Origin of the sequence: Flavobacterium sp. GSB-24 (assembly GCF_027924665.1) — a bacterium.
Lineage (GTDB): Bacteria > Bacteroidota > Bacteroidia > Flavobacteriales > Flavobacteriaceae > Flavobacterium.
The window spans coordinates 1737213-1760258 of sequence record NZ_AP027043.1 but is presented as its reverse complement, the minus strand read 5'-3'; the positions used below and the strand labels follow the sequence as shown (position 1 = coordinate 1760258).

Below are 23046 nucleotides of genomic sequence, written 5' to 3'. Positions count from 1 at the left end.
AATGAATTTAATAGAATCAATAGATCACACAAACTTACCTAAACACCTTGCCATTATTATGGACGGTAACGGACGCTGGGCAAAACAACAAGGTTTCATGCGCGCGTTTGGACATGAAAATGGTACAAAATCAGTAAAAGAAATAATCAAGACCTCAGCTAAGCTGGGAATTGAATATTTAACTCTATACGCCTTCTCAACTGAAAACTGGAACCGACCAAAACTTGAGGTTCAAGCTTTGATGAAAATATTGATCAATTCATTAAAAAAAGAGCTCGTTACGCTTCAAGAAAACAATATTAGACTCAATGCAATTGGAAATCTTGACAAATTACCAAAAACAGCCCAAAAAGAACTTTTGGATGTTATAGAAAAGACAAAAAACAATTCTCGATTAACACTTACTCTTGCCTTAAGCTACGGATCTAGAGAGGAGCTTGTAAATGCTGTAAAGGCAATTAGTGATAAAGTTAAAAATAATATAATTTCAATAGACACTATTGACGATTCAATTATAAATGAGCATCTTTACACGCAAAATTTACCAGACGTAGATTTATTAATACGAACAAGTGGAGAACATAGAATAAGTAATTTTTTGCTGTGGCAGATCGCTTACGCAGAATTGTATTTTACTAATGTCTTGTGGCCAGACTTTAAAGACCAAGATTTATATGAGGCTATTATTAGTTATCAAAAAAGAGAACGTAGATTTGGAAAGACCAGTGAACAAATTAAATAATTTTTTAGTGTTGCAAAAAAAAATACAAATAGTCCTTACCCTATTACTTTTGGGTAGTTTTTCACAAATTAAAGCACAAGAAAGAGTTCCTTTTGATCAAGGAAAAAAATATATTCTGGCCAAAGTTTCCGTTGTTGGTAAAATAAGCTTCAATGAACAGACTGTAGTAACATTTTCAGGCCTTCAAAAAGGACAGGAAATTACTGTACCTGGAGAAGAAATTAGTAGTGCAATTAAAAAATTAGGTAAACTAGGCCTTTTTGATGAAATTGCTTTCTACGTCAATAAAGTAGAAAATGATAGTATTTATCTAGATTTAAATATTATTGAACTTCCTAAATTAAACGAAGTTAAATTCGTTGGAGTTAAGAAAAGTAAAGTAGAAGGTTTAATTAAGGACAATAACTTGACAAAAAACAAAATTGTCAACGAAAACTTAATTACTACAACTAAAAACTATATTGAAAACAAATACAAAAAAGAAGGTTATTATAATACAAAAGTTACTATAACAAATACTCCAGACACTATTAACGGACATCAGGTTAATATGCTTGTCAGGATAGATAAAGGAGATAAAGTAAAAATCAGCAGTATTGATTTCATTGGAAACAAACAGCTTACAAGCAATCAATTGCGTGCTGCAATGAAAGATACGAAACAGAAAAACTTCATTCGTGTTTTTAAAGCTTCTAAATTTATTCCAGAAAAATATAAAACTGACTTAGAAAAAGTAATTGCTTCTTATAAGGAGAAAGGATACCGTGATGCACGTATCATTTACGATTCTGTTAAATACAACAAACAGAAAAATACACTTGCTATTAAAATTAATGTAGAAGAAGGAAATAAATATTACTTCGGAAATATTAAATTCTTAGGTAATACAGTATATTCAGATCAGCTTTTAAACCGTTACTTAGGGATTAAAAAAGGAGAAACTTACAACGGAGTTTTATTAGAAAAAAGAATTGCCGATAAGACAAAACCTGATGCAGAAGATATTACCAATTTATACCAAAACAACGGTTACTTATTCTCAAACATCAATGCTGTAGAGGTAAAAACGGTTAACGATACAATCGATTTTGAAATTAGAGTTACAGAAGGTCCAATTGCCTATTTCAACAAAATTACAGTTGTTGGAAACGACAAAACAAATGACCACGTAATTTACCGTGAGTTAAGAACAAAACCAGGTGAAAAATATAGTAAAGAACAACTTGTAAGAACTATTCGTGAGATCGGACAATTAGGTTTCTTTGATCCTGAGGCAATTGATCCTAAGTTTAAAAACGTAGATGCCGGAGCAGGAACTGTTGACATTGAATACCATGTTGTAGAAAAAGGATCTAGCCAGGTTGAACTTCAAGGAGGTTACGGCGGTGGAGGTTTCATCGGAACATTGGGACTTTCGTTTAATAACTTCTCTGCTAGAAAATTATTTGACAAAGAAGCTTATAAGCCTTTGCCAATGGGAGATGGACAAAAAGTAGCGCTTCGTTTACAAGGAAGTACTTATTTCCAAACGTACAGTTTATCGTTCTCAGAACCTTGGTTTGGAGGAAAGAAACCTGTACAATTTAGTTCTTCTATCTCTTATAGTAAGCAATTTCTTAACAATTATATTACCCGAACTGTTGATCGTGGCAAAAGTTTTAATATTTTTACACTCCAAGTTGGTTTAGCTAAACGATTAACTGTGCCAGATGACTACTTTGTATTATCACAGTCTGTAAGTTATCAGCATTATGATTTGAACAATTATAATACAGGATTATTTACTTTTGGTAACGGTGCATCAAGAAACTTAGCATATACGATTGGACTTTCAAGAAGTAATAAAGGTGTGAACCCAATATTCCCTACTTATGGTTCAGAGTTTAGCATTTCGGCGAAAGTAACACCTCCATATTCATTATTTAATGGAATTGATTATGGAAATTTAAAAAATGAAAAAGAATATAAAACACAGTATACTGGAACATCTGGAAGTGGTGTAGACGGAAAACCGCTTAACAATGGCGATTATGTTAAAACAGAAACTGTAAACGGACAAACTGGTTATGTAAGTGTTGGTTCAGACTTTGGAAGTGCTGATACTGATGTTGCAAAAGTCGATCAGAGAAAATACAATTGGTTAGAATACTATAAAGTTAAATTTAAAGGAGACTGGTATACTAAAGTATATGGAAAGTTAGTATTAAGAACCTTAACAGAATTTGGTTTCTTAGGAGCTTATAATCAAGAAAGAGGTGTAATTCCTTTTGAGCGTTTTTACTTAGGAGGAGATGGTATGGCCAACTACTCAATGGATGGTAGAGAGACTATTCAGTTGAGAGGTTATCCAAACAACTCTTTAACTCCAGTAAATGCTAGCGGAGATGCAATTGGAGCAACTATTTATAACAAGTTCTCTATGGAGTTACGTTACCCAATTACATTAAAAGCATCAGCTTCTATTTATGCTTTAACATTCTTAGAGGCAGGTTCATCATATCCAACGTTCAAAGATTACAACCCATTTGATTTAAATCGTTCTGCTGGTGCTGGTTTACGTGTATTCATGCCTGCATTTGGATTATTAGGTATTGACTTTGGTTACGGATTTGATGCTCTTCCTGGACAAACAAAAGCTAATGGATGGGAAACTCACTTTATCATTGGACAACAATTTTAGAGAAATAACGTTTGGTTAAAAATCATCAAATAAAGTTATGTTATGAGAAAACAATTTTTATTTATATTTTTAGCCTTGATTGTAGCAAATACAAGTCAGGCACAAGGTAAGACGACTAGGATAGGCTACATCGACATGGAATATATTTTAGAAAATGTTTCCGATTACAAAGAAGCCAAATCACAATTAGAGTTAAAAGCTCAAAAGTGGAAACAGGAAGTTGAGGCTAAAAAATTAAATATTAATACCCTAAAGGAAAGTTTAAAAGCAGAAAAAGCTTTACTTACTAAAGAATTAATAGAAGAAAGAGAAACTGAAATTAAGTTTCAAGAACAAGAAATGATGGATTATCAGCAGAAACAGTTTGGAGCTGATGGTAATTTAATGCGTCAGAAAGCTGCTTTGGCAAAGCCAATTCAGGATCAGGTTTTTACTGCTGTTCAAGATATTGCAGAAGCTAAAAATTATGATTTTATTTTTGACAAATCATCAGATCTTACAATGCTTTTCAGTAATAAAAGATTTGACATCAGTGATCAAGTTTTAAGGGTTTTAAATCGTACTGAAAAACGTGAGCAGCTGACGAAAAAACAATTGAAAGAGCAGGAAGCTAAAGAGAATCTTGAAAATGCAATAGATGAAAATCCAGCAATGGCCGATCGTCAAAAAGCTCTTGACGAGAAAAAAGCAGCAAGAGAAAAATTAATTCAAGATAGAAAATTAGAACAAGAAGCTAAGAAAAAAGAATACGAAGACAGAAGAAATGCCATAGCTGCTGAGAGAGAAGCTAAAAAAAATGGCACGGTTTCTGGAACAGCTAAAACAACAACAGCAACAGAGGCAGCAAAAACAAACACAAGAGCTAAACCTGCCGCTACGAGTGGTGCACCTGGTACAAATGGTACTGAGCAAACACCAACCGCTGAACCAACGATGACTAAAGCAGAAGAAAGACAGATGCTTTACGAACAGCGTAAAAAAGAATTGGAAGAGAAAAGAAAGAAAATTTTAGAGGAAAGAGAAGCGGCTAAAAAAGCAAAAGAAGCCGAAACACAAAAAACAAATACGACCAATAATTAATTAATATTTTTAAAAATGATGAAACAAATCAAAACTTTACTAATTGCTGCAATTCTTATTTTAGGAGCAAGTAACACAATGAACGCACAAGCGAAGGTAGCTCATGTTGATGTAAGCGAGATCATGTCGAAAATGCCTGCTATGCTAGACGCTCAAAATCAACTGCAAAAATTAAGTGGAACATATGATGCTGAATACAAAAAGATGGTTGATGAATATCAAGTAAAAATCAAAAAGTATGAGGCAGAAGCTGCTACAGTAACTGATGCTGTTAACGGTGAGCGTTCTAAAGAAGTTCAAGATATGCAAAAAAGAATTGTTGATTACAGAGACAATGCACAAAAAGAACTACAACAAAAAGAAACTGATATCGTAAAACCTTTAATGGAAAAAGTTAGAGCTTCTATCCAAAAAGTTGGAAAAGCTAAAGGTTTCCAATACGTTTTAGACGGTTCTACTTTATTATTAGCTGATGGTCCAAACATCACTGCTGACGTTAAAAAAGATTTAGGATTCTAAGAAATTCGAACTCGTATAATCAAACTGCTCAATTGTATAATTTGAGCAGTTTTTTTTTACAAAAAATTAAAACTAATCTCTCGTATAATTTCTAGATTTGAATTAACTTAGAGTAATAAATTTTATCAAAAAATATTAAATTTGCTTTATGATAAACAACAATCCTATAGGCGTTTTTGATTCTGGCATTGGCGGAACTTCCATTTGGAGCGCCATTCATGATCTGCTTCCAAACGAAAAAACGATATATCTGGCTGACAGCAAAAACGCACCTTACGGTCAAAAAAGCAAAGATGAAATAGTTGATTTAAGTAAAAAAAATGTAGAGTTTTTACTAGAGAATAATTGTAAACTAATTGTTGTTGCCTGCAATACCGCTACGACAAATGCCATATTTGAACTCCGCGCAGACTACGATGTTCCGTTTGTTGGAATCGAACCTGCAATTAAGCCCGCAGCAAACAATTCTCAGACTCAGGTAATTGGAATTCTTGCCACTAAAGGAACTTTAAACAGTGAGCTGTTTAATAAAACTGCCGAAATGTTTCAAAATACCAAAATAATTGAACAAGTTGGTTATGGCCTTGTTCAACTTATTGAAGATGGAAATTTATACTCGCCAGAAATGACACAACTGCTGGAATCGTACTTAAAACCTATGATTGAAGCTAATATTGATTATCTGGTTTTAGGGTGCAGTCATTATCCTTATTTGATTCCTCAGATCAAAAAAATTCTCCCAGACCATATTAAAATTATTGATTCGGGAGAAGCTGTTGCCAGACAAACTAAAAATTTACTTCGAGATAAAGTAGGCTTTTCAGATATGATACAAAATGATCCTGTATTTTATGTCAATTCTGACCCTAAAGTTCTTGAGTCAATTTTAGAATATAAATATCCAGTAATAAGAAAAGACTTTTAATCTATTATTCAATTTTTCGCTTGACGAACCAAATTCCGTCCAGCGATAAATTAAGTGATATTTTATGGTAATTTTCTTTTATGAGATCATCTGCTATTCTTCCTTTTTGTCCATACGAATATGACACATTCAAAGATGAAAAAGTATTATCTATTGGAAGATTAATTCCTACAGAAAATGATGCATTCTTTACACGTTGTGAATCAACTTCAAGATAACCCGTGTCATAATTTATTCCGGCAGCATATCCTACTCTATCCCAATATTTTCGGGCATTCTTTTTAGAACTATAGGTAAAACCAAGTGCAAAACGATCTTGGTTTAAAAAGTCGCCATATAAGTCAGATTGCTTTGTATCGCCCCATAAACTTTTTTCGTAATCTAACGTCAGATTCAAATTATTCTTAAATCGTTTACTCACTCCAAAGCCTATTTCTAAAGGCATATAATAATCATCTGTATCTGAAGCTTGGTCAGTTTGTATAGAAGATTGAACTTCATCTGCAATACTTGTTACAGACTGTATTTTAGAAGCTTTTACTCTTGTCGGAACTTTAAATGTTGTACCAACCGTAAAAGTCGAATCTATTTTATATTGAGCCCCAAGTGTAGCCCGAACGCCACTATAATTTGTCTTTTTATTTATTGTTGTAATTGAATTTGAAATTAAAAAAGAACGTTCATCAACTGTATTTCCAAAAAGTACTGTTGCAGTTGCTCCTAATGTCAATTTCTTTCCAAATTTATATCCGTATGAAAAATCCAAATTATTTAAACCGCCCGATCCTTGTGCCGTTACATAGTAATATTCTTGGCTGTCGGCTATTGGCAGTTTCAAATTTGAAATTTTAAATACTGAGCTAGAATACGGACGCATTGATACACTAAATCCAGAATTTTTTGTAACTGGAAAAGCAAAAGCCAAATGAGAAAACTGAAAGTTATTTCGTTTCTCTGAGCGTGAACCGCTTTGATATGTTGTTGCAATAGCTTTTCCTCCAATATCAAATAAAAAATGATTTTGATACATAAATCCAAGCGAAGCCGGATTTAGATTATTGATAAAAGTATCTGAAGGCAAAGCAATTCCAGATGAACCAATTGAAGACAGATAACCAAAATCTGAATCATATAAACTTCCAACACCATATAATGAGTATGGCGAACTTGAAATGCTTTGTGAAAACGAACTCAGCGACATCAAAATGAAGCAGCTCCATAAAACAATTTTATTTTTCATTTAGTATGAGATATAATAAATTTTCAGCTGAATTTTATTGTTCAAATGCTTTTGATCGCCTAGAACTATTCTATTAACAGACTGGGCAATTCCTGGTAAAGTCAGTATGAGAGAGGATCTCGAATCTGATTGCTTGAGCATTTCTTTCTGGAGAAAATTTCCAACTGAAATTGAATACCCAACATTTTCGTTAAACTCATCACTCTTCTTATTCAATTTTCCATAAACAGAAGTTCCGGCTGAGTTGACCAATGTGCCGCTTATTCTATTTAAATTATCGCCAACATAAACAGTCAACGAATCTGCCAGAGGATATTTTTCAGAATAAGAATTGTTTACTGGTTTCAAAATTAATTCTGCATCTACAATTGCTCCATTTACAGCAATATTTTTAAACTGCTTTATATTTGGAAAATCGACTCGGCAGGCTACACCTGTTCCAGATTGAATAAATCCTTGATTACTAGTGAGCGTGCTAGATAACTTACTACTGGAAATGGGGAGATTTTGCAGTATAGTTCCCGTTTTATTGAGCGAAATAGAGTTAAATTGTTTCGTAGCATCCAGAATTGTAAAATCAATTATAAAAGGCGTCTCACTATCTGTTTGGTATTTAGAATAGTACAATCGGACTTTACTGGACGAAACACTAAATCCGATTACATTTGAAGAGGTAGAATTTTCTGGGACTAAAACAAGTCCTTTCAAATATTCTGTAAAACTATCAAAATCTGTAACCTCCCTTTTCTTTATTTTTTGAAAAAGAGCTTCTCCAAACTCTTTACTCATTTGAATATTTATAGAATCTTTTTCTTTTGGTCTTGGCTTAAAAGATATTGTCCCTAAACTTTCGGGACTGTAAGTCAAAGTCGAATTATTATAGAAATTGTTATCTTCTGTGTTAGGTTTGACTTTTTGAGTTAATCGATGAATATTAAAAGTCTGTACTCTGGTGGTATCTCCATAATAATAACGATCATATTTAAGAATCATCGAAATTGAATCGAAAACATAATTTACAGATTCTGTATCTGATCCTACACTAGATAAAGCATAAACACTTGTAGAAAGCTGAAAATAACTATCTGATTTCACTTTTCCAAAAATTGGATCGTCATAGTTTCCTATCAGAATTCTAGAGCGGTTTGAAGTTGCAAGGGAGTCGAAATTTATAGTTGACATGTCGACTGTAACCGTATCAATCATAATTACTTTATTACTTAAAGCCAAATAATCTGATCCAACCGTAAACTCCCCCGTGTCAGTATCTGTACCACATGAAAATATGGTTAGTACAAAAAGCAGTATCAATATAAACTTGTGCATAATATATTTTTTGAGCAAATATAAAATGCAGGGTTTGGTGATACACTATAACATATACTACTGTGCATTTTTAAGCTACAAATCACTCAAAACGATCTACAATACCAATTGCACTCTCAAAATTTAATTCGACCATAAAAAGAACGATTTTGTCTATCAAAACACGGCGTACATATATCTTCTTTTTTTTAAGACCGTCATCCACCTAATTTTGAGCCAATAAAATAAATAATGAAAGTACGGTTTTTAATGTGTTCTCTTTTTTTGATTTCTTTTTTAGGAATGAAAGCCCAAGAACATTTTGGTGTTTCTATGAATATCAAAACGGAGCCCACAAAAAAGATAAATTTTAATGAAACAGATATTGCAGTTTTTTATCAAAAAAAAATTGGAACTCAAAACACTATTACTAACACAGTAGAATACTCGAATTTGAAAGTGAATTACGAATTCAATCCTTATAATTTCAATGCTGATCAGGATAAATTCAATCAAATTCAAAACAAATTTGAATATTCTTATGAGATGTCAGAAAAAACAAACTGGCAGATTTCTATAATTCCGACAGCAAATTTTCAGGGAAATTTAGATTTCTCAGATCTTACTGTTTTAGGAAATCTGGAAATTAACCAAAAAATCAGTTCAAGACTAAATGTAATACTGGGAGCTGGTCGGACATCAATATTTGGTGCACCAAAATTTACTCCAATTATTGCTTTTGATTATAAAATGAATGAGAAAACTAACTTTCGAATTGGGTTTCCAGATTCAAAGTTTTCCTATTCAAATAATGAACGAAACAAGTTTAGTCTGACGAACAGTTTTAATGGAAACTTCTATCATTTGGATGTTTCTGCTGATAAAGATAGTAATGCCGAAAAAGCAGTTTTATCACAAATGACATCGGCTTTTGAGTACGAAAGGAATGTCACCAAAAATTGGTTTTTAAATTTTAAAGCGGGTTATGATTTTAATAAAAAATACAACTTATTAAACAATAACGATCATAAAGTTTATGACTACAATACTGGAAATGGTTACGTTTTAGGAGTCGGGATCAAATACAAACAATAAATAATTAAATAAACTATGATTAATCTAAAAAAAGGAATTTTATTCACAGCGCTTTTCTCAGGCCTCTTTTTTATAAGTTGCAGCAATGACAATGATGATGACGATTTAATGGGAAACTGGATTAAAAAATCAGCCTTCGACGGCCCTGCAAGATCTAGTGCAACAAGTTTTGTTATTGGAGATTTTGCTTACGTAGCCGGAGGTTATACTGGCGATGTTTATTTAAAAGATTTATGGGCTTATAACTCAACTGGAGATTATTGGGAGCAGAAGGCTGACTTTGCAGGCGTAGGCAGAAGCTCTGCATCTAGTTTTGCATTAAACGAAAAAGGATATGTTGGTCTTGGTTATGATGGAACAAATAAACTGAAAGATTTTTATCAATATGATCCTTCTAGCAACAGCTGGACACAAAAAACAGATTTTGCAGGAACGGCTCGTTATGCAGCAGTAGGTTTTCAGGCCGGCGGTAAAGCTTATTTTGGTACTGGTTATGATGGAAATTATTTAAAAGATTTTTATCAATATGATGATCAAGCCAATACTTGGACACTTGTAAATGGCTTTAGCGGAAACAAAAGACGTAATGCCACAGTTTTTGTAATTGCAGATAAAGCGTACTTAGCAACTGGTGTCAATAACGGAGTTTACCAAGAAGATTTTTGGGAGTTTGATCCTTCAACAGATGTTTGGACTAGAAAAAGAGATATTGATAAAGATACAGATGATAATGACAGCTACAACGACGATTATGCAATTGTACGTTCTAATGCATCAAGTTTCTCTATGAATGGATTAGGATATGTTGTAGGTGGTGAAAACGTAAAAACAATTTGGGAATACAACCCGACAACCGACTTATGGGTAGAAAGAACTCCAATGGAAGGCGCTACAAGAACTGATGCAGTTGGTTTTGCAATTAACAATCGCGGGTTTTATATGTTAGGAAGAATTGGTTCTACTTATTTTGATGATGCTTGGGAATTTAGACCATTGGAAGAACAAAATGATGACGATAATTAATATCAAAAAATTCTTCTGGAATATCATCCAGAAGAATTTACTATTTATTGCATTTCTCTTATTTTTTGCTGCCTGCGCTAAAAAAGAAGTTCTGACATCTAGTGCTTTTAAAACAAATTCGGGATGGGGCTATACCATTTCATACAAAGAAAAGATTTTGATTAAGCAGTCAATTATTCCTGCAATTAGTGAGAATAAAAGTTTTAAAACAGAAGATGATGCTTTGAAAGTTGCTGATCTTGTAAAACAAAAACTCAAAGAAAACTTATCCCCAACGGTAACCAAAAAAGATTTAATTTTATTAAAAATAAAATTGTAAAATGCAGCTAGATACCATTAAAAATACAGGCTATAACAAAATCTTGTTTCATTGTGTAATATGGATTTTCTTTATTTTAACTTCCTTAATACAGTTTTATGAAAGTCCGTTTAAGATCAATAATGACTTCTATGTGCAATGGATAACCGGGATTGTATTGTTTTATCTGAACTATTTTTACTTGGTTCCAATTTATCTTTTACAAAAAAAATATTGGTTTTATTTTATAGTTGCTTTTGGCCTTATCGCCGCTTTTATGATTATTAGGATAAATTATTTTATTCCTGAATTTAGACATTTAAGACCCGAAAATGTAATGCCTGCCAGAATGATTCCTGAAGGTCCGCATTTTTTCCCGAAAGGCAGAATGACGCATAGAATTGAAATGAGACAGCCACTTTTTTTTAAGATTGGTCCATCATTTTTCTATATTTTAATTATAACGATCAGCGCTATTATTAGAACATTAACCGAATTCTATAATAATCAGCAAAATAAACTTATTGCAGAAACACATAGAACAAATACAGAATTAATATACCTGCGCAAACAAACCAATCCGCACTTTTTATTCAATTCGTTAAATAGTATTTATTCTTTGGCACACAAAAAATCTGATTTGGTCCCTGATGCCATCGTGACCTTGTCTGAACTTATGCGCTATATGCTGTATGAGACAGACAATAAAACGGTGGCTTTAGAAAAAGAGGTTAACTATATTCAGAATTACATTGAACTGCAAAAACTCAGATTAAACAACATTGAAGACATTGTAATTAATGTTCATGGCAATACTAGGAATAAATTTATTGAGCCATTGTTATTGATTTCTTTTGTCGAAAATGCTTTTAAATACGGAACCGATTATAAAGGTGCAGCCCACGTAAAAATTAAAATTTTGATTACTGATAATAATCTTGATTTTTGGATTGAAAATACCATCGAAAATTATGTAAAAGATCCTGAAAATTCAGGAATTGGATTGGTGAACATTCAAAACCGTCTCGATTTATTGTACCCTAACGCGCACGAACTAACCATTACTCAGGATAATGAATATTACCGAGTTCATTTGAATCTAAAATTAGATGAAATTAAAACCGCAATAGATTAAACAACTGATTATGGACAGAAAAAAATTCATTCGAAATGGTATTTTAGGCATTGCTTCATTAGCAACAGCTTCAAAATTATTAGAATCATGCTCCAAAAGTGACAATGATGAAACCAACTCAGGTAATTCTGGAGATGGAAGCTGTACTGTTTCACCTTCAGAGACAAAAGGCCCTTTTCCCATCAAAACGCCAAGCCAGCTGGTTTTAGAAAATATTAAATCTGATCGTGTTGGAGTTGCTCTGCTGATTAATTTAAAGATTGAAAACCAAAAGAACAATTGCGAACCTCTGTCGGGAGTTTTAGTAGATGTCTGGCATTGTGATAAAGACGGAAATTATTCTGAATATGGAGGAACATCTATGCAGCAGACAGATTATACTTCTGTACATTTTTTAAGAGGAAGACAAACTTCTGATACCAACGGAAATGTTTCTTTTATTTCGATTTATCCTGGCTGGTATCAAGGAAGGGCGCCGCATGTACATGTTGAAGTTTTATCGAGCACTGGCAGTTCTTTATTAGTAACTCAAATTGCTTTTCCAGAAAACGTTTCAAGTCAGGTATATTCTAGCAGTAATTATGCTGCACACGGACAGGCCGATACCGCAAATACAAAAGATAATGTTTTTGCTGATAGTTTATCTAATGACTTGGCAACTATAACCGGCAATTTAACAGACGGTTACACTCTTACTAAAACGATAACTGTTAACGCTTAATTGTGATCTCTTAACCAGTATTTTATGAAAACTTTAAAACTTAATCTACTGGTTTCAAATTACTTTTGAATGCCAAAACAAATTGTAAAAATTTAATCCAGAACAAATGAAATGTGTAATTATTGATGACGAACCTTTAGCTGTAGAACTACTGCAGGATTTTGTTAAAAAAGTGGACTCACTTGAATTAGTAAATTCGTTCAACAATGCGATTGATGCCGTTTCATTTATTAATCAAAATAATGTTGATTTGGTATTTTTGGATATTCAGATGCCGCATTTTTCTGGAATTGACTTTTTAAATACAATCGAAAAAAAGCCTTTGGTTATTTTTACAACTGCATACTCAGATTATGCTGTAGAAGGATTTAATCTTGGTGCGGTCGATTATTTGGTAAAACCAATCCCTTTTCATCGATTTTTAAAAGCGGTAGTAAGAGCACAGCAGGTTTTACAGCCGGCAACAGCAATTCAAGCAATTTCGGAAAATACAACTGCTCCAGAAATCGAACAAGATTTTATGTTTGTACGCGCGGAGTACGAAAATGTAAAACTAAATTTTGCTGATATTCTTTTTATTGAAGGTTTGAAAGATTATGTCAAAATTTACACTACAGATAATAAATTCATTTTGACTTTAATCAGCTTGATTAAATTAGAAAATTTACTTTCTAATAAGGGTTTTGCACGAATTCACCGATCGTATATTATCAATATAAAACATGTGAAATCTATTCAAAAAAATAAGGTATTAATAAGCGATAAACGTATTCCTATCAGCGAAAGCTATAAAAATACTTTCTTCGAAAAAATCAACCTCTAAGTTTTTTAAATCCCAAAAAAGAAAATTCCAAATTCCAAGGTTTGATTCTTTTGGAATTTGGAATTTTATATTGATTTTTTTTTAAGCCTAATCTTCGTTTTTAAACCAGCTTGAATACATGACATAATTATTTGAAATGCGTTCGATTTCACCTGCAAAATTAGACTGATCTATGTCTTTTACTTTTTTGGCGGGAACGCCTGCATAAATACTTCCAGAAGTTACAACCGTATTTTGTGTAACCACGGCTCCAGCAGCAATGATTGAGTTACTTTCTATAACACAATTATCCATTACAATAGCGCCCATTCCAATCAAAACATTATCATGAATAGTACAGCCGTGTACGATAGCATTATGCCCTATCGAAACATTATCTCCAATTATTGTTGGATGTTTTTGATAGGTGCAGTGAATAATTGCGCCATCTTGAATGTTTACTTTATTGCCAATTTTAATAAAATGAACATCTCCTCGAACAACAGCATTAAACCAGACACTGCAAGAATCGCCAAAAGTAACATCGCCTACAATAGTCGCATTTTCAGCAACATAACAATCCTCTGGAATCAAAGGTGATTTTCCGTTTACAGATTTAATCAGCATAAAAAATAAAATTTAGTTAATTGCAGGACAGTTACAATCGTAACGTGCTTTTTTACAAAATAAATTAATTCCTAAAGTAATTTGATGATAACCACCAGTATCAAATTTTACATCTCCCATCACTTGAGAATAAGTGTATGCAAACATAAAATTCTTAAAATTTACACCTACAATTGGTGTTATAAATTGTAATTTTTGAGAAGAAACTCCGCTTCCTGAAAGATATTGAGCTCCATCAAAACCTCTTCTATAAGAAAGAGCCGCCCAAAGACTTCCAAAATCCATATTTTTGTAAGCTTTAAGGTTTATGTCTAGTGTTTTCTCTTTGGTTTGGTCAAAAAATTGAAAAAGAATAGACGGTTCCCAGGTAATATTATCATTTTTACCAAAAACATATCCTACACTCAATAAAAACTTTCTAAGGTTATCACTTTCATAGTCAGTATATAATTCTCGTCTTGTTTCTAGTAAACCCTGCACGGTTGCATGTGCATAAAAGTCCATAAAATTATAAGAAGCTCCAATATCAAGATTAAAATAAGAGTCTTTTTGAATCGAACCAAAAACGATCGGATCAAAAGTTCCTCCAAATTTCGTTTCATCTAATTGATTCTGTATCAAACCTCCGCTAATTCCAAAAGACAACTGATTTAGATCAATTTCATCTCTTGAAAACATAATATGATGTGCATAAGTTAATTTTACCCCTTTCTGTGAATGATATCCGTTTTTATCATTAAAAACAATAATACCAGCCCCAGAGCGCTCGCCTACTCTTCCGTTAAAACTTAATGTTTGTAAAGATGGCGCATCTTCTTGCCCAAACCATTGTTTTCTAGCAGTTAATCTAATTTTTGCACAATTAGCGGCACCAGCCATTGACGGGTGAATTAAATAATAATTATCAGACAAATAGTCAGAATAAACAGGTATTCCTTCCTGAGAAAAAGAATAAAATGAAGTAATAAGAAAAACTAATAAAACCTTGATTTTTAATTTCATAAAGGCAATTTTGTATCTATATAATTTTCACTCCTGCAATTTAATACGATTTCTTTGAAAAGAGTCTTAATTATTTTATTAAAAAATCAAATATAGCTATTAGTAGAAAATAACTTTAGTAAATTTGCAAAAAATATAATACCATGACAAAAATCACCATAAAAGAAACTCAAAATCCTACTATATTAAAGTTTGAATTTGAAGATTTCATTACTCAAAATCAAAACTTTGAGTTTAAAAACATCGACGAGGCTCAGGCTTCTCCACTTGCTCAGCAGTTATTCTATTTACCATTCGTAAAGACAGTATATATTTCTGGAAATTTTATTGCTATCGAAAGATATAGTATTGTAGATTGGGATGACGTTAAAGATGCTGTTGCTGAACAAATTAGTTCTTTTGTTGAGAATGGAGGAGTTATCATTAAAGTTGATGAAACTAAAACAAAAAAACAACCCATAACGGTTTACGGAGAAACTACTCCAAATCCTTCTGCACTAAAATTCGTAGTAAGCAGAATGCTGACTCGTAATGCTGTAGAATATAAAAATATCGATCAAACTGCTTCTTCTCCATTAGCTCAGGAATTGTTTAAATTTCCGTATGTAAAAGAAATTTTTATTGATGAGAATTATATTTCTGTTACAAAATACGAGATTAACGACTGGTCTGAAATTACTTTAGAACTTAGAACTTTCATTAAACAGTTTATCGAAAATGGCGGAACTGTTTTAGACGAAAGTTTAATTCAAACTACAACAAAAAATGAAGTAACAAAAGATGAAGCGTTTGACAAACTAGACGTTACTTCTCAACAAATTATTAATATTCTAGAAGAATATGTAAAACCTGCAGTGGCTGCTGACGGTGGAAATATTGCTTTTGAATCTTATAATGAAGATGATAAAACGGTAAAAGTGCTTTTACAAGGTGCTTGCAGCGGTTGTCCATCATCAACATTTACCTTAAAAAGCGGTATCGAAAATATGCTGAAAAGCATGTTGAACGATGAAGCTATAAAGGTTGAAGCTGTTAATGCTTAATGCCTTTTTTCTTATATAAGAATTTCAATTATATTTGCAGCACAAACCTACCTTCTCTACTTTTGAGAAGGTTTTTTTTATATTAAAATCATGAACGAAGTTACTTCAGACCAAGTTAGTACTTACATCACGAGATTTATTAACATCTTAGTTGATTATTCTCCTAAATTAATTTCTGCATTTCTAATTCTATTTGTTGGTTTATATGCCATCAGACTAATAAACAGATTGATTAGAAAAATAATGGTGAAGAGAAATCTTGACCCAACTTTAACAAAATTTCTAGCAGATATTTTATTATGGGCACTTAGAATTCTTTTATTTGTCACTTTTATTTCAAAACTTGGAATCGAAACTTCTTCTTTTGTTGCGATTTTAGGAGCAATGGGACTTGCTGTTGGTTTGTCTTTACAAGGATCGCTTTCGAATTTTGCAGGAGGAATGCTTATTATTGTTTTTAAACCTTTTAAAGTTGGCGATACAATTGAGGCACAAGGTGTTATTGCTACTGTTGAAGAAATTCAAATTTTTGTAACAAAAATGATTACTGGAACTAATCAGACCGTTTTTGTACCAAATGGTGCATTATCAAACGGAACGATCATTAATTATTCAATGCAGGCTGAAAGAAAAGCGGACTTGACATTTTCAGTTTCTTATGACTCGGATATCAAAAAAGCGAAAGATATTCTTTTAGAGGTTTTACTATCAAATCCGAAGGTTCTTAAAAATCCTGCGCCAGAAGTTTTTGTAAAAAACCTATCTGCCAGTTCTGTTGATTTTGCAGTTCGCCCTTGGGCAGCAAAGGCAGACTTTGGCTCGGTAGTTTCAGATACTTTAGAGAATTGCAAAATTGCATTGGATGAAGCAGGAATATCTGTTCAGCCCTTTACGATTCAAAAATAATTATTATTGCTTTTTTGACGGGGCAGTAATCATAAAATCTTTTAAATAATAAGGTTCAAAATAAGCGACATCTACAGTGTCGCTTTTTTGATATTTATCAAAACTGATTTTACTCATAGCTTGTGCCGAAGGATATTTGATATTTTCTAAGAACACAAAATTTTCTTTGGTCAAAACGGCTTTGCATTTATCGGCACAATCGCCGACAAAGTAAAGCTTATCTGTATATTCTTGAAATGAATTTTCGTCAATTATTTCGGCTTTAATAGCTCTTTCGATACTCAAATCTGTATTGAATACGGCGCTGTAAACTTCCATACGGCGTGCATCTAACATCGGAATAATTTTTCCATCTGTAACTTCTGCCTGAGAAGCCAAAGTTTTAAGTGTATCGATAGCGATTAAAGGTATATTTAAAGCATAACACAACCCTTTTGCAGCAGAAACACCAATTCTTAATCCTGTATAAGATCCTGGACCTTGGCTGACTGCAATTGCATTTAAATCCTGAACAGAAATGCCTGCTTTTGCAATTACTTCTTCAATAAAAACATGAAGTTTTTCGGCATGCGAATATCCTTCATCTGCAAGTTCGCTGCAAACAATGGTTTTCCCATCTTTAGCAACAGATACAGAACAATTTTTAGTAGCCGTTTCGATGTTGAGAATAAAAGACAAAGTATTATATTTTAAAATTAGTATTGAATTGTATTGTTATTTCTTAGAACCTTCAGCTTTCTTAAGTTTTACCTTATCTCCAGAATTAAGATCTTTAGAGACTGTTGTATATGGTCCCGTAATTACAACATCACCTGGTTTTAAGCCAGACATTACTTCAATATTAGTATCATCTTGAATTCCTGTTTTAATGATTCTAATTTTAGCTTTATCACCAACTTTTACAAAAACACATTCGAATTTTTTATCGCTTTTTGGAGCTGCTTTTTTATCAGCATTAGGATCTTCAACCGTAAAATCTTTTACAGCCGCAGTATCCGATTTTACTACAACAGAACTAATTGGCACTGCCAAAACGTTTGTTTTTGTAGTTGTAATGATATCAACAGTCGCTGTCATTCCAGGTCTAAAAGGAGAATAAGTACTTGGTTTTCCTTCTAACAAATCTTGATACGATTGTTTTAAAATACGAACTTTAACCTTAAAATTAGTTACCTGATCAGAAGTTAGAGTTGTACTTGCAGAATTAGAAATACTAGTTACAATTCCTTTAAACTTCTTTTTCAAATAAGCATCAACTTCAACGTTTGCTTCGTCTCCAATTTTAATTTTTACAATATCATTTTCGTTTACGTCAACTTCAACTTCCATATTATTAAGGTTAGCAACACGCAAAAGTTCCGTTCCAGCCATTTGCTGCGTTCCTAAAACTCTTTCTCCTAATTCTACGTTTAGAACAGAAATTGTTCCGTCTGCAGGAGAGTAGATAGTTGTACGTCCTAAATTGTCTCTCGCTTCACTTACAGAAGCCGAAGCACTTTGAACACTGTAATATGAATTTTGCTTTGTCGCTTTCGCCACTTCAAATGAAGCTATAGCTTTATCCCAATCAGATCTTGAGATTACACCTTTGTCGTACAAGGTTTTATTACGTTCATAATTAGCTTTTGCTTCTTTAAAACTAGCCTCAGATTGTGTTAAACCAGCTTTAGAACCTGACAAGTTAGATACCGAACGGTTGTAACTAGAGGTATATAAATCTGGGTTAATTTTAACCAGCAAATCTCCTTTTTTAACAACCTGACCTTCTTTTACGTTAAGTAAAATAATTTCCCCAGATACTTCTGGAGAAATCTTCACTTCAATTTCTGGTTGAATTTTACCTGTTGCCGAAACTGTTTCAACAATTGTTGAAGCTGTTACTTTTGATATTTCTACTTCTTTTCCTTCATCCTTATTTCCTATAACTCCCGATTTCGAAAGACCGATTAAAATTGCAATAAGTACTACTGCACCACCTACTAAGAAATAAATTGTTTTTTTTGACATAATAAATTATTTTGTAATAATGGGAACGATTGGAATTCCGAAATAAAATTCAAGTATTTTAATTTTGAACATGTAATCATATTTTGTTCTGATAACATCAGACTGTGCATTTGTCAACAATGTTTGAGCTTGAGTAAAATCAAATGAATTCATCAAACCTACATCGTATTTTTCTTTTGCATAATTGTAAGCTTGCTGTCTTGCTTCTAAAGTTACAGTAGACGCTTCGTAAGTATTTAGGGCTGCTTTTGCATCTGTAAAAGCAGTATAAACGTTACGTTGCAAATCTAAACTTTTTTGTTCTAAATCTATTTTAGATTTTTCTAAACTTACTTTGTTTCTTTCCACATTGTTCTTAACTGACCATCCATTAAAAATTGGAACATTTAATTGTAATCCAAAATTATGTCCTTTATTATCACTAAACTGTTGGAATATCGGATCTGGTCCTACTGTATAGGGTTGGTCGTTTGCGTCAAATTTAACTTGATCGCTGTAACTTGCTCTTGTATTAAAACCATAAAAACCACTAAGTGTTGGCTGATAAGCTCCCTTTGCTATAGCAACATTTTTTTCAGCAATCTCAAGATTTGTTTGTGCCAGCTTAACTTCTGTTCTTATATCCTTTGCTTTGTTATAAATTTCAACTGGAGTTTGACCAAGAATATTATTCTCATCTTGTAGATTTGTATTATCTATTACGTCAAAATCGGCAAATTCTTTCAATTGTAAAAGCTGAGCTAAGCTTAATTTTGAAATCAATAAATTATTTTCTGAAATAGCAATATTTTGTTTATCTGTGGCTACAGTTGCTTTTAAATCAAACAAATCTCCGCGAGGAATTGTTCCTGCATTTACCATTTCCTCAGAACGAGCAAAACGCTTTTCGTCAATTGATAATTGTTCTTTTTTAACTTTTAAATCTTCTTTATTTGATAAAATCTGTAAGAAAGCACTAGCTACATTCAGAGAAATATCTTCCTGCATCTTCAACAATTGATATTTTGATGCGATAATAGATAACTTCGCTCTTCTATAAGTATTTTGATTTTGGAGACCTTTGTAGATATCAACTCCAGCATTTAGACCAACTGAAGAATACTGAGTAGTTTGATTACGTAAGATACCAGTTGTAACATCCTGATTCAGACCAATATTCCATGAGTGAGATGCATTACCATTAACAGATGGAAGATAATTTCCTAACGCACCTTTTTTATCGATATCAGCATTTTTTACGTCTAATTCAGATAATTTTATCGTAATATTATTTTCTAATGCGTATCTCACACATTCTTCCAATGTCCATTGCTTTGATTGCGCGTGTCCAGCTAATCCAAAACCGAATAACATTGCAAAAACCAGACTATTAATTTTATTTATTTTCATATATTTTAAATGAAAGCGCAGTAAATGAAACTACGCAAATTTAACATTTTTTAAAACCAAAAAGATCCTCAAAACTTCAAATTAAATTATTTTTTTTCTGCGTCATTAATCAGTCCTTGATTCCAGATTTTTATTTTATCTGTACTCTTTACACCGCTTTTAACTTGAACGTAGATACCGTCGCTTACCCCAAGAACCAAATCTCTTCTTTGAAATTTCTGTGGCGCAGTTTCGATCTCAACATAAGGTTTTTGTGTTTTTTTGTCAAATTGAACTAGTGATTCTTTTATTGCCAGAATTTTATCTGCTTTCTCTAAAATAATTGAAGCATTTGCACTCAAACCAGCTCTAATAAAAGTGTCATCTCTATTAACCATTTGAGCTTTAATTTCAAATTGAATTGCTCCATTTTCTGTAACACCTTTTGGCGCAATATAGTTTAGAACTGCATCAAATTTTTTGTTTTCAATGGCACCAATTGTAATCTCAATAGGCATTTTTTCTTTGATTTTACCTACTTCAGATTCGTCAATTTTTCCAATAAAAATCATTCTTCCAACGTCAGCAACGCTGGCAATTGTAGTTCCTTCATTAAAATTATTACTTTCAATAACTTGATTTCCAACTTTTACAGGAACGTCTAAAACCATTCCGTTAACTGTAGAGCGAATTAAAGTATTGGCATAACTTCCTAAAGAAGATGTTGTTCCTGTTTTAACAATATCTAAGCTTTGTTTTGCTGCCAGATAAGTTTGTTTTGCCTGATTGTAAGCTACTTGAGCAGCATCAAAATCATTTGCAGAGATTACATCTTTTTCAAATAATGTTTTTTGCCTTTTATAAAGTCGTTCTTGATTATCCAAAGCAATTTTAGCAGTCTGCACTTGATTTTGTGTACTGCTTACGTTAGAAACGTTTGCCACAACTCTAATTTTTGCAATCATATCTCCAGCTTTGATTTTCTCACCCGCTTTGATATACACCTGCTCAATAATACCCGAGATATTTGGCTTGATTAACACCTCTTCATCAGGTTGAATATTACCAGTTGCAATTGTATTTTTTACAATCGTTTTAATTTCTGGTTTCTCCGTTTTAAACACAATTGGCGACTCTTGGTTTTTAGCATACAAATAGTAAAGTGCGCCAAAAAAAACGATCGCAATAAATATTAAAATGGTTATAGTTACTCCTTTTTTCATTTGTTCTTGGTTTAATCGATTTATTTTGATTGATAATTTATTCTGTTCTTAAAGCATCTACAGGTTTAACATTGATCGCAGTCTGTGCTGGAATAAATCCCGCGAGCAAACCTGATCCAACTAATATTAATAAGGCAACAAATACAACTCCTAAGTCAACACTTGGATTGGCAAACATAGTATTATCGCTTGGAGGCATCGAATCCAGTGCTAAATTTAACAGTGCTATAATTCCGGTTGCGACGGCAATTCCCAGCATTCCAGAAATTATAGTTAGAAAAATAGATTCTGATAATATTTGCGAGCGAATGGCTGCGGGCGTTGCTCCCAAAGCTCTTCTTATTCCTATTTCTTTTGTACGTTCTTTAACTACAATAAGCATAATATTTGAAATTCCGATTACACCAGAAATCAAAACTAATGTTCCTACAAAATATGCAATTACTTTTAAAATATTAAACAAACTTTGCACCTTATTAAATTGTTCGTATAAATCGAAATTTCCAACCGCTCTATCATCTGTTGGATTTATAGAATGCAAAGATTTTATAATCTCTAAAATTTTAGGTTTTAAATCGGTTATAGAAGTTTCGTCTTTTGCTGTAAGCGCCATCCATCCCACTTTGTCTCCGTAATTAAAAGCCTGCTGAAAAGTTGTAAAAGGAATAAAAATATTCTTTTGCTCCTGCTCTGCGTTTCCTCCTTGCTGTTTAGATTTGTAAACTCCAACAACCATAAAATTAATCCCATTAATCTTAATATAAGTCCCAACAGCTTCTTCTTCTTTTCCGTAAAGTTCGCTGATAACACCTTTACCAATAACGGCAATTTTTCTTTTCTCCTGAATATCCTGCTGATTGACAAAACGTCCTTTAATAATATCCATTGGCTGTTGTTTGATCAGCTCAGGATAATCTCCATATATTGTAAATGATGAAGTTTTTGTTCCTCTCACCACATTGTTTGTTCCGTTAAAATCTCCCAATTGATTACGAGGCGAAACATATAATAAATCTGGCAAAGCCGCTTTTAAAGCAGTAACATCGCTGTTTCTAAAATCGTATCTTCGTGTTTTTGGCAAACCTTTATAGGCCTTAGAGGTTGTCTGGCTCCACATAAACATGGTATTTGTGGCAATTCCATCAAATCCTTTTTTAATACCATTTTCCAGACCATTACCGGCAGCAAGTAAAATTACCAAAATAAATATTCCCCAAAAAACACCAAAAGCTGTCAGAATAGTTCTGAAAGGGTTGGCAGTTAAAGCCTGTAAAATCTCGTCCCAATTATCTTTTTTAAACATAT

The 23046-nt window shown here is 32.6% G+C and carries 22 protein-coding genes; 13 read left to right on the top strand and 9 right to left on the bottom strand.

From position 1 onward, the window contains the following. The first annotated feature begins 1 nt into the window (after position 1). The 5 genes from QMG60_RS07810 to murI all read left to right on the top strand — a co-directional run bounded on the left by QMG60_RS07810 (position 2) and on the right by murI (position 5946). On the top strand, positions 2 to 742 hold the full coding sequence (locus QMG60_RS07810; RefSeq protein ID WP_057117673.1) for an isoprenyl transferase: 741 nt from the start codon (positions 2 to 4) through the stop codon (positions 740 to 742). Next, positions 675 to 3422, top strand: a complete 2748-nt coding sequence (locus QMG60_RS07805) for a POTRA domain-containing protein (protein WP_281867400.1) — start codon at positions 675 to 677, stop codon at positions 3420 to 3422. The genes QMG60_RS07810 and QMG60_RS07805 overlap by 68 nt, the downstream gene beginning before the upstream one ends. Positions 3423 to 3464: 42 nt before the next feature. Beyond that, positions 3465 to 4502, top strand: coding sequence for an OmpH family outer membrane protein (locus QMG60_RS07800; protein ID WP_281867399.1), 1038 nt, complete (start codon positions 3465 to 3467; stop codon positions 4500 to 4502). Between the two features lie 15 nt (positions 4503 to 4517). Continuing rightward, positions 4518 to 5021, top strand: coding sequence for an OmpH family outer membrane protein (locus tag QMG60_RS07795; RefSeq protein WP_170830271.1), 504 nt, complete (start codon positions 4518 to 4520; stop codon positions 5019 to 5021). Between the two features lie 148 nt (positions 5022 to 5169). After that, positions 5170 to 5946 carry a glutamate racemase gene (gene murI / locus QMG60_RS07790; RefSeq protein ID WP_281867398.1) on the top strand — a complete coding sequence of 259 codons (777 nt, stop codon included), beginning with the start codon at positions 5170 to 5172 and terminating at the stop codon, positions 5944 to 5946. Positions 5947 to 5950: 4 nt separating this feature from the next. On the opposite strand, the gene QMG60_RS07785 is transcribed toward murI, so the two are convergent. Both QMG60_RS07785 and QMG60_RS07780 read right to left on the bottom strand, forming a co-directional pair. Continuing rightward, positions 5951 to 7186: an aromatic hydrocarbon degradation protein gene (locus tag QMG60_RS07785; RefSeq protein WP_281867397.1), complete on the bottom strand. Its 1236-nt coding sequence runs from the start codon at positions 7184 to 7186 to the stop codon at positions 5951 to 5953. After that, positions 7187 to 8512 carry a DUF4270 family protein gene (locus QMG60_RS07780; RefSeq protein ID WP_057117396.1) on the bottom strand — a complete coding sequence of 442 codons (1326 nt, stop codon included), beginning with the start codon at positions 8510 to 8512 and terminating at the stop codon, positions 7187 to 7189. 282 nt (positions 8513 to 8794) lie between these two features. On the opposite strand from QMG60_RS07780, the gene QMG60_RS07775 reads away from it, so the two are divergent. The 6 genes from QMG60_RS07775 (at position 8795) to QMG60_RS07750 (ending at position 13586) form a co-directional block, all read left to right on the top strand. Continuing rightward, complete coding sequence (locus QMG60_RS07775; RefSeq protein ID WP_281867396.1) at positions 8795 to 9586, top strand: DUF6268 family outer membrane beta-barrel protein; 792 nt, start codon at positions 8795 to 8797, stop codon at positions 9584 to 9586. Between the two features lie 15 nt (positions 9587 to 9601). Beyond that, entirely contained in the window at positions 9602 to 10609 is a 1008-nt protein-coding gene (locus QMG60_RS07770) for a kelch repeat-containing protein (RefSeq protein ID WP_281867395.1), read from the top strand. Further along, positions 10593 to 10928 carry a DUF4907 domain-containing protein gene (locus QMG60_RS07765; RefSeq protein ID WP_281867394.1) on the top strand — a complete coding sequence of 112 codons (336 nt, stop codon included), beginning with the start codon at positions 10593 to 10595 and terminating at the stop codon, positions 10926 to 10928. The genes QMG60_RS07770 and QMG60_RS07765 overlap by 17 nt, the downstream gene beginning before the upstream one ends. Position 10929: 1 nt before the next feature. Then, positions 10930 to 12042, top strand: coding sequence for a sensor histidine kinase (locus QMG60_RS07760; protein ID WP_281867393.1), 1113 nt, complete (start codon positions 10930 to 10932; stop codon positions 12040 to 12042). A 10-nt stretch (positions 12043 to 12052) separates the two neighbouring features. Next, positions 12053 to 12763 (top strand): intradiol ring-cleavage dioxygenase, encoded by a 711-nt coding sequence (locus QMG60_RS07755; protein ID WP_281867392.1) that lies wholly within the window; start codon positions 12053 to 12055, stop codon positions 12761 to 12763. Positions 12764 to 12869: 106 nt separating this feature from the next. Further along, the gene (locus QMG60_RS07750; RefSeq protein WP_134139375.1) at positions 12870 to 13586 is read left to right on the top strand and encodes a LytTR family DNA-binding domain-containing protein; all 717 of its coding nucleotides are present in this window, start codon (positions 12870 to 12872) and stop codon (positions 13584 to 13586) included. Between the two features lie 87 nt (positions 13587 to 13673). Here the strand turns inward: QMG60_RS07750 and QMG60_RS07745 are convergent, their stop codons facing one another. Both QMG60_RS07745 and QMG60_RS07740 read right to left on the bottom strand, forming a co-directional pair. Next, complete coding sequence (locus QMG60_RS07745; RefSeq protein ID WP_281867391.1) at positions 13674 to 14192, bottom strand: gamma carbonic anhydrase family protein; 519 nt, start codon at positions 14190 to 14192, stop codon at positions 13674 to 13676. Positions 14193 to 14204: 12 nt separating this feature from the next. Next, a complete protein-coding gene (locus QMG60_RS07740; protein ID WP_057117411.1) occupies positions 14205 to 15194 on the bottom strand; it encodes a type IX secretion system membrane protein PorP/SprF in 990 nt (329 codons plus the stop codon). A gap of 143 nt (positions 15195 to 15337) precedes the next feature. Between QMG60_RS07740 and QMG60_RS07735 the strand changes: the two genes are divergently transcribed. Then, complete coding sequence (locus QMG60_RS07735) at positions 15338 to 16237, top strand: NifU N-terminal domain-containing protein (RefSeq protein ID WP_057117414.1); 900 nt, start codon at positions 15338 to 15340, stop codon at positions 16235 to 16237. A 90-nt stretch (positions 16238 to 16327) separates the two neighbouring features. Beyond that, the gene (locus tag QMG60_RS07730; protein WP_134139374.1) at positions 16328 to 17143 is read left to right on the top strand and encodes a mechanosensitive ion channel domain-containing protein; all 816 of its coding nucleotides are present in this window, start codon (positions 16328 to 16330) and stop codon (positions 17141 to 17143) included. 3 nt (positions 17144 to 17146) lie between these two features. Here the strand turns inward: QMG60_RS07730 and tsaB are convergent, their stop codons facing one another. The 5 genes from tsaB to QMG60_RS07705 form a co-directional block, all read right to left on the bottom strand. After that, positions 17147 to 17821 carry a tRNA (adenosine(37)-N6)-threonylcarbamoyltransferase complex dimerization subunit type 1 TsaB gene (gene tsaB, locus QMG60_RS07725; RefSeq protein WP_281867390.1) on the bottom strand — a complete coding sequence of 225 codons (675 nt, stop codon included), beginning with the start codon at positions 17819 to 17821 and terminating at the stop codon, positions 17147 to 17149. A 36-nt stretch (positions 17822 to 17857) separates the two neighbouring features. Then, on the bottom strand, positions 17858 to 19150 hold the full coding sequence (locus QMG60_RS07720; protein WP_281867389.1) for an efflux RND transporter periplasmic adaptor subunit: 1293 nt from the start codon (positions 19148 to 19150) through the stop codon (positions 17858 to 17860). Positions 19151 to 19156: 6 nt separating this feature from the next. Continuing rightward, entirely contained in the window at positions 19157 to 20539 is a 1383-nt protein-coding gene (locus tag QMG60_RS07715; protein WP_134139371.1) for a TolC family protein, read from the bottom strand. 86 nt (positions 20540 to 20625) lie between these two features. Then, positions 20626 to 21741: an efflux RND transporter periplasmic adaptor subunit gene (locus QMG60_RS07710; RefSeq protein WP_281867388.1), complete on the bottom strand. Its 1116-nt coding sequence runs from the start codon at positions 21739 to 21741 to the stop codon at positions 20626 to 20628. Between the two features lie 37 nt (positions 21742 to 21778). Further along, on the bottom strand, positions 21779 to 23044 hold the full coding sequence (locus tag QMG60_RS07705; protein WP_057117424.1) for an ABC transporter permease: 1266 nt from the start codon (positions 23042 to 23044) through the stop codon (positions 21779 to 21781). Positions 23045 to 23046: the final 2 nt, after the last annotated feature.

Coding starts and splice junctions, on each gene's coding strand:
- QMG60_RS07810 (WP_057117673.1), top strand. CDS start 2: ATGAATTTAATAGAATCAATAGATCACACAAACTTACCTAAACACCTT.
- QMG60_RS07805 (WP_281867400.1), top strand. CDS start 675: ATGAGGCTATTATTAGTTATCAAAAAAGAGAACGTAGATTTGGAAAGA.
- QMG60_RS07800 (WP_281867399.1), top strand. CDS start 3,465: ATGAGAAAACAATTTTTATTTATATTTTTAGCCTTGATTGTAGCAAAT.
- QMG60_RS07795 (WP_170830271.1), top strand. CDS start 4,518: ATGATGAAACAAATCAAAACTTTACTAATTGCTGCAATTCTTATTTTA.
- murI (WP_281867398.1), top strand. CDS start 5,170: ATGATAAACAACAATCCTATAGGCGTTTTTGATTCTGGCATTGGCGGA.
- QMG60_RS07785 (WP_281867397.1), bottom strand. CDS start 7,186: ATGAAAAATAAAATTGTTTTATGGAGCTGCTTCATTTTGATGTCGCTG.
- QMG60_RS07780 (WP_057117396.1), bottom strand. CDS start 8,512: ATGCACAAGTTTATATTGATACTGCTTTTTGTACTAACCATATTTTCA.
- QMG60_RS07775 (WP_281867396.1), top strand. CDS start 8,795: ATGAAAGCCCAAGAACATTTTGGTGTTTCTATGAATATCAAAACGGAG.
- QMG60_RS07770 (WP_281867395.1), top strand. CDS start 9,602: ATGATTAATCTAAAAAAAGGAATTTTATTCACAGCGCTTTTCTCAGGC.
- QMG60_RS07765 (WP_281867394.1), top strand. CDS start 10,593: ATGATGACGATAATTAATATCAAAAAATTCTTCTGGAATATCATCCAG.
- QMG60_RS07760 (WP_281867393.1), top strand. CDS start 10,930: ATGCAGCTAGATACCATTAAAAATACAGGCTATAACAAAATCTTGTTT.
- QMG60_RS07755 (WP_281867392.1), top strand. CDS start 12,053: ATGGACAGAAAAAAATTCATTCGAAATGGTATTTTAGGCATTGCTTCA.
- QMG60_RS07750 (WP_134139375.1), top strand. CDS start 12,870: ATGAAATGTGTAATTATTGATGACGAACCTTTAGCTGTAGAACTACTG.
- QMG60_RS07745 (WP_281867391.1), bottom strand. CDS start 14,192: ATGCTGATTAAATCTGTAAACGGAAAATCACCTTTGATTCCAGAGGAT.
- QMG60_RS07740 (WP_057117411.1), bottom strand. CDS start 15,194: ATGAAATTAAAAATCAAGGTTTTATTAGTTTTTCTTATTACTTCATTT.
- QMG60_RS07735 (WP_057117414.1), top strand. CDS start 15,338: ATGACAAAAATCACCATAAAAGAAACTCAAAATCCTACTATATTAAAG.
- QMG60_RS07730 (WP_134139374.1), top strand. CDS start 16,328: ATGAACGAAGTTACTTCAGACCAAGTTAGTACTTACATCACGAGATTT.
- QMG60_RS07720 (WP_281867389.1), bottom strand. CDS start 19,150: ATGTCAAAAAAAACAATTTATTTCTTAGTAGGTGGTGCAGTAGTACTT.
- QMG60_RS07715 (WP_134139371.1), bottom strand. CDS start 20,539: ATGAAAATAAATAAAATTAATAGTCTGGTTTTTGCAATGTTATTCGGT.
- QMG60_RS07710 (WP_281867388.1), bottom strand. CDS start 21,741: ATGAAAAAAGGAGTAACTATAACCATTTTAATATTTATTGCGATCGTT.
- QMG60_RS07705 (WP_057117424.1), bottom strand. CDS start 23,044: ATGTTTAAAAAAGATAATTGGGACGAGATTTTACAGGCTTTAACTGCC.